This is a genomic window from Streptomyces sp. NPDC015144 (assembly GCF_043079735.1).
In the GTDB taxonomy this organism is placed as follows: Bacteria; Actinomycetota; Actinomycetes; order Streptomycetales; family Streptomycetaceae; genus Streptomyces.
The window spans coordinates 409,800-415,924 of record NZ_JBIBUU010000004.1; the positions used below are offsets into that span (position 1 = coordinate 409,800).

The following is a 6,125-nucleotide window of genomic DNA, read 5'->3' on the forward strand; positions in this document are numbered from 1 at the left end:
GTCAGGCGGTCGGCAGTGGCCAGGTGTACGGTCCTTCGGGGTCGTCCAGCCAGGCCCACTGCCGTCCGTCGGCGAGCGTGATGCCGAAGCGTTCGCGTCCGGGATGCCGCTCGCGCCGCCAGAGCCGGAGCGCCCCGCCCGGATCGAGAGCGGCCCCGGTGAGCGCCAGCAGGAAGCGGAAGAGGTCGTTCTCGGCGATGTGCCGGGGCACTCCGGTCAACTGCGGGTCGTACCCGGTGCGGGCCGGCAGGCCGCGCAGCGGTACGAAGTAGGCGGCCGTACGCAGGAACCGCCCCTCGGCGCACTTCCCCCGCGGCCCTTCCCGCACTCGCAGGGAGATCAGCCCGGTGGCGAACGGTGCCAGGATCCGGGCCCCCGGCACGCACTGCTCCAGCCAGGGCCACGGTACGCACGGCAGGGTGCAGGTCGCGATGATCCGGTCGTAGGGGCCGCGCGGGGGCCAGCCCCGGGTGCCGTCCCCGGTGATCACGGCCGGGTGGTGTCCGGCCGCGTCCAGGTGGCGCCGGGCGGCCTCGGTGAGCTCCGGGTCGAGGTCGATGGTGGTCACCGCGTCGTCCCCGAGCCGGTGGGCAAGGAGTGCGGCGTTGTAACCGCTGCCGGTGCCGATCTCCAGGACCCGTTGGCCGTCCCGTACGTCCAGCTCTTCGAGCATCCGGGCCATGAGGGAGGGCTGGCTGCTGGACGAGATCAGTTCGCCGTCCCGGATGCGGATGGCCAGCGGGGTGTCCGCGTACGCCCCGCGCAGCCAGCGGGCCCGCCGGTCCGGGTCGGGGTCCTCGCACCAGAGCCGGTCCCGGTCCCCGGTGAAGTAGTACGGCACGAACAGGTGGCGCGGCACCTGCTCGAACGCGGCCCGCCAGGCGGGGTCGCCCAGGCCACCGCCCGCCACGATGCCGTCCACCATCGCCCACCGCTCCTCGGCACCGGCCCCGGCGAACGGGTCGGTGCGGGCGTCCATGCCTCCACCTTCCATGCCTCCACCTTCCCGCGCCGGCCTCCCCGTCGCCAGGAGCCGGTGCGGGAGGGGCGGAAGGGACGTGGTCGAGGATTGCCGGGGTCCGACGGCCGGTCGGCAGATCTCGCAGGCGCGGATGCCATCGACCGCCAGGTATGGCGGGCCCGCTCCTCGGTGAGGGCCTTGACGTACTTGTCCGGCAGCGGCGGCGAGGCGTGATCTCGCGGAGACGGGACGGCTCAGCATCGATCCAGCGTTCCGTCCTCCAGCCGACGGAGCCGGCCCCGGGTGGGCAACCTTAATGCGGGATGCCGTCAATCAGTTCGCGGGCACCTTGCCGCAGCAGCGCGACAGCCACGGAGGTGCCGAGTGTGGCAGGGGTCAGCCTCCCCGCCCACTCGTGCGCGTTGAGCATGATCTTTCCATCCGGTGAGAACACCGCGGCCCTCAGGGAGAGCTCCCCACCACGCTCGACCCGGGCGTACCCCGCGATGGGGGAGTTGCAGTGCCCTTGGAGCACATGGAGGAGCATCCGCTCGGCCTCGGTCTCGCGGTACGCGTCGCGGTCACCGAGGTCGCTGACCAGATCGATCAGCCCCGTGTCACCCTCGCGGCATTGGAGCGCCAGAACGCCCGCGCCGATCGGCGGCATCATCACGTCGGTGGACAGGACCTCGGTCATGACGTCGGTCCGGCCGATCCGCTCCAGACCGGCGACAGCCAGGATCAGCGCGTCCGCCTCACCGTTCCCCAGCTTCTCCAGACGGCGGTTTGCGTTGCCGCGCATCGGGACGCATTCCAGGTGCGGGTGGGAGACGGCGAGCTGGGCAATCCGACGGACGGAGGAGGACCCGATCCGGGCGCCTGCGGGGAGCTCGTCCAGGGTGAGGCCGCCCGGGTGGACGAGGGCGTCCCGGATGTCGTCGCGCTTGAGGAACGCGGCGAACACAGTTCCGGCCGGGAGAGGCCGGTCGGCGGGTACGTCCTTGACGCAGTGCACCGCGAGGTCGGCCTCGCCGGCGAGGAGTGCGGCATCGACCTCCTTCGTGAAGGCACCCTTGCCCTCCACCTTCGCCAGGTCGCCCATCCACTTGTCGCCGGTCGTCTTCACGGGGAGCACCGTGGTCCTGACGTCCGGGTGGAGCGTGGCCAGCTCGGCGCGGACACGCTCCACCTGGGCGAGCGCCATCGGCGAATCGCGCGAAACGATGCGAATCAGATCATGGGCCATGAGGGCACGATAGACCCTCAGATCCTGGCGGCGACCACCAGCCCGGAAGCCCAGCGCAGGGGCGTGGCGCGAAAGTTGGGCACCTCGGGCAGTCGTTCGAGGAAGCCGTCCACCCGCGCCTGGTGGCCGTCGGGCCACGTGGCCTGCGGGAGCATGTCGTCCACGACGTAGAGGGCGCCCGGCTTGAGCAGCGCGAGGAGATCCGGCAGCCGGAGGTACTTGCCGGGCCTGCAATCGACGTACGCGAAGTCGAACAGCCCCGTCTCCCGGGTGAGCCAGTCGTCCGCGTCCGCATGAACAAACTCGATCCGGGCATCGCCTTCCAGATTACGGCGGGCGATGGCCTGGACCGTCGCGTCCGCCTCCACGGTGACGAGGCGGGCTCCGGACGTCATGCCCGAGGTCAGCCACGCGGCGCCGGCCCCAACACCGGTCCCGAGCTCCAGGAAGCGCCCGTTCGGCTTGGACGCGGCGAGGGTGGCCAGGAGGCTCCCGGTGCGGTCCTCGCAGGACATCGCGAACTCGGCGCGGGCTGCGTCCTCAAGAATCGCGTCGAGCCGCGCCGGACGCCGACAGGGCACGTCACGCATGGCCCGCCTCCAGGTGCTCGGCCACGGCCTCGGCGGCGAATGTGAGTACCTGGTCCGCACCGGCCCGCACGAGCATGGCCAGATACTCGACCATCCCGGCCGTGCCGAGGGCCTGGAGCGCGGCCCACTCCCCCGAGGTCGAGTAGGCCACGATCGGTACCTTCTGCTCGTCTCGGAGCCGTACGAGGACGTCCCCGGTCGTCATGACGGGCTGGAGGGTGAGGGAGTCGGCGCCTTCCGCGATCCAGCGGCGGGCCTGGAGGAGGGTGTCCAGCTGCGCGCGGCCCGGTTCGAGCTGGAGGCCGCGGCGGTGTCCCGACCGGGGGTCGGTCTGCATAAGGGTCTTGAACGGGCCGTAGAGGCTCGTGTGGATAGCGAGGTTGGGGTTCACGCCGACGTCACGGTGTCCCTCGGCGTCGAGGGCCTGGCGAACGGCCTGGATCGATCCGTCCAGCATGGCGGTGGGGGACACGCAGTCGGCGCCGACCTCTGCGTGCATGACAGCCATGGCGCCCATGAGGCGGTAGGTGCTCTCCAGGTCGATGTCCCCGGAGTCGGTGCGCAGCACGCACTGACCGTGGTCCGTCCACGAGCAGCCACACACCTCCGTCGTGACGGCCGTGGCCGGCGCGGCCTCCTTCACGGCCTTGATGGTGCGGATCATGCGGTTGTCCGGGGCGGTGGCGCCGGTGGCGTACCTGTCGCGGTCGTGCCCGAAGGCAAAGACCTTGACGCCACGGATGCCGAGATCCGCCCAGCGGGCCACCGTTGTGGAGACCTCGGAGAGCTGGACGGCGCCGGGGAGCGAGTACCTACCCTCCGCGCCCCCGGGCAGGGAGAGGAAGAGGAGAGGTGCGCTCAGGTCCGCGGCCGTGAGCGGCGGGCGGTTGTAGAGGGCCCGGACGACGTCACGGGCCCGGGAAGGGTTGATGCCATCGGGGGTGGACGCAGCACGCTCGAAAAGGATGGTCATGGCGACAGTGCATACCGACGGCCGGTCGGTGAACAGACCACGCAGGGGATCCCCATGGAGGGGGCGTGCGTGCCGTAGTGCCGTGCGCCCCACCGGAGTTGTCGAGGCTTGATCTCGTGAAGCTCGGCCCGTGGCCAACTTGTCCCGCACTCCCCGACGGTCGGCGTGCGGCGTCGAACGCGGTGCATCGCAAGAGGGAGGAGTGCCCGGGGAAGCATTCGGGTGTTCCGGCAACGCGGCGGGGTGTCGTGGCCGTCGCCGCACACCCGCCAGGGACTTCGGCCAGCGCCTAGGCTCCGGCCATGAGCGAATACGTGCAGGTGTCGACCGCCACGGAGACCAAAGCGCAGGCCATCGCCCTCGCTGGGCCGGCCGTGCAGAACCGCCTCGCCGCCGGCGCCCAGGTCATCGGCCCAGTGACTTCGGTCTTCTGGCACCTGGGGGAGTACGGCACCGGAGAGGAGTGGCAGCTCCTCCTCAAGACGACGACCGAGCGCTATGTGGACCTGGAGAAGTACCTCCTGGAGAACCACCCTTGGGACAACCCGGAGGTGTGCGCCGTCCCCATCGTGCTCGGCGCCGAACGGTGCAAGACGTGGATCAGCGAATCCGTCTCCCCGGCCCAGGTCTAGGCGTCCGCGAGGTCGACGACCTCCCGGACCTCCGCGACGTCTCCGTATGGGCGTAGGCGGTCGACCACGATCGCGAGTCGCCTGCGCGGCCGGGCCGAGGACACGCCCGTGCAGAGTTCGAGCACGCGGCGTGTCGTCGTTGCCGCCTGCTCGATCTCCCCGGCCGTCAGGTACGCCTCGGCGAGCCAGGAAAGGTACAGGGCCTTGTCGCGCGCGTGCTCGTTCGGGAACCGGCTGAGCGCGGAGGACAGCACCGGCACGGAGCGCAGAGGGCGGCGAAGCTCCGTCCAGCAGCGCCCGGTCATGATGTCCAACTCCTGCTGGTCGACCCACGCGGACCAGTGCGGCTGAGCCTCGCCGTCTGGCGCCTCCTCCAGAGCCGTCCGGGCGGCGTGGAGCGCCCGACCCGTTCCCACCGGCTGCTGGTCGACGGCGTAGGTCCAAGCCAACCGCTCCCAGAGCAGTGCGCGCACCGTGGCCGGTGTGCTCGCGGTGATCGTGGTGCAGGACTCCTCCGCGAAGCTGACGGCGGTCCGCCGGTCCTTGGCGAGGGCCCCGTACGCGAGGAAGGCCAGCGAGTTACTGTAGAGCGCCCCGTCTCCCGCTTCCCGGGCGAACTCTCGGCTCTCCTGATACAGGGAGGCAGCCTCCCGGCCGTGGCCGGCGTCGAAGGCCGCCCAGCCGGCTTGCTGAGCCTGCTCGGCAATGAGCAAGGTCAGGCGGCGCCGGGAATCGTCCGAGAACGACCGGCTCCGCAGGAGCGCCTTCGTCCGTTGCACCTCGCTGAGGTAGACGCGATAGGTGTCGCCTCCGCCCAGGACGTCATCGAGTTTGCGGAGGCGGGCAGTACGCTCGCGGAGTCGGTCGATGTAGGAATTCGTGACCCGGTCCGGTGGAGGCTCGGCGGGGAGGGCGGGCAGAGCGGCGGCCAGGCCGGTGGCGGTGGCCACGTGGAGGATTGTGCGGCGGTGCAATCGCGGTCCGTTCGTACTCGTCGGTCCTGCAGAAGCCCTTCCCGACTCCCACGGGCGGGGAGCGAGACCGACCATGTGTCCCGGAACGCGTAAGGCGTCCGCGATCCGCACCACCTTCTCGAAAGACGTGATGCGCCCTGTCCCGCGCGCGAGGGTCCCGACCCGGTCGGGCTTGGTGTCGCACTCGGTCGCGATCTTCGAGTAGCTGATGCCGGCCCTCTCGCGCGCAATGCGGAACACGGTCCCGAAATCGTGAGCTCGCAAAGCGCGCTGTACGTCCTCGTCGCCGAGAAGGTCCGGCGGAAGCGCCGTTGGTGGCTGGTAGATCATCGGTCTCTGTCCTGCCTGCCCAAGTCTGCGCCCCCGGGCAATCCGGGGGCCTGCCCATGATGGATATACCCCGGCTTTGGGACGCGCGGGTTTCTCGACGATTCCCCCCTGTCAGCAGCGCCCGGAGCTCGGCACCTCCGTCCCCGGGGCACTGAGCACCGGCTCGCGCGGTAAGGCGGTGGGAGGTGACGCACATGTGGGAGGACGTGGGGGCGCGCCTCGGCGGGCTCGTCCTCACGGCTGCCGCCTCGCCGGTCGCCCTGTCGCCAGGACTCGGTACGGGGACGGAAGGAGAAGAGGGGAAGGGAAGGGAGGGGACCTAGGTGTATTGACCCGCAGCGTTGTTGACGCGGCTGATCGGCGGGTGCCCGTCGAGTGCGGTGTGGCAGCGGTGGTGGTTGTAGGTGTGGAGGAAGTCT

6 protein-coding genes and 2 pseudogenes are annotated in these 6,125 nt (G+C 70.7%); 1 reads left to right on the top strand and 7 read right to left on the bottom strand.

From position 1 onward, the window contains the following. Position 1: 1 nt before the first annotated feature. The 4 genes from ACF08W_RS10690 to ACF08W_RS10705 form a co-directional block, all read right to left on the bottom strand. Entirely contained in the window at positions 2-979 is a 978-nt protein-coding gene (locus ACF08W_RS10690) for a methyltransferase domain-containing protein (RefSeq protein ID WP_392279051.1), read from the bottom strand. Positions 980-1,274: 295 nt separating this feature from the next. After that, complete coding sequence (gene hemC, locus ACF08W_RS10695) at positions 1,275-2,207, bottom strand: hydroxymethylbilane synthase (protein WP_392279052.1); 933 nt, start codon at positions 2,205-2,207, stop codon at positions 1,275-1,277. Between the two features lie 17 nt (positions 2,208-2,224). Next, positions 2,225-2,797, bottom strand: coding sequence for an O-methyltransferase (locus ACF08W_RS10700; RefSeq protein ID WP_392279053.1), 573 nt, complete (start codon positions 2,795-2,797; stop codon positions 2,225-2,227). Further along, positions 2,790-3,770, bottom strand: a complete 981-nt coding sequence (locus ACF08W_RS10705; RefSeq protein ID WP_392279054.1) for a hypothetical protein — start codon at positions 3,768-3,770, stop codon at positions 2,790-2,792. Before ACF08W_RS10705 ends, ACF08W_RS10700 begins: the two co-directional genes overlap by 8 nt. Before the next feature lie 302 nt (positions 3,771-4,072). Between ACF08W_RS10705 and cutA the strand changes: the two genes are divergently transcribed. Next, positions 4,073-4,402, top strand: a complete 330-nt coding sequence (cutA, locus tag ACF08W_RS10710) for a divalent-cation tolerance protein CutA (protein WP_392279055.1) — start codon at positions 4,073-4,075, stop codon at positions 4,400-4,402. Here cutA and ACF08W_RS10715 read toward each other — a convergent pair. The 3 genes and pseudogenes from ACF08W_RS10715 to ACF08W_RS10725 form a co-directional block, all read right to left on the bottom strand. After that, entirely contained in the window at positions 4,399-5,352 is a 954-nt protein-coding gene (locus ACF08W_RS10715; RefSeq protein WP_392279069.1) for an XRE family transcriptional regulator, read from the bottom strand. The two genes, cutA and ACF08W_RS10715, sit on opposite strands and share 4 nt — an antisense overlap. A 108-nt stretch (positions 5,353-5,460) precedes the next feature. Continuing rightward, positions 5,461-5,706, bottom strand: a pseudogene (locus tag ACF08W_RS10720) (helix-turn-helix domain-containing protein); the annotation flags it as partial. Between the two features lie 319 nt (positions 5,707-6,025). Continuing rightward, positions 6,026-6,125, bottom strand: a pseudogene (locus ACF08W_RS10725) (IS481 family transposase); the annotation flags it as partial.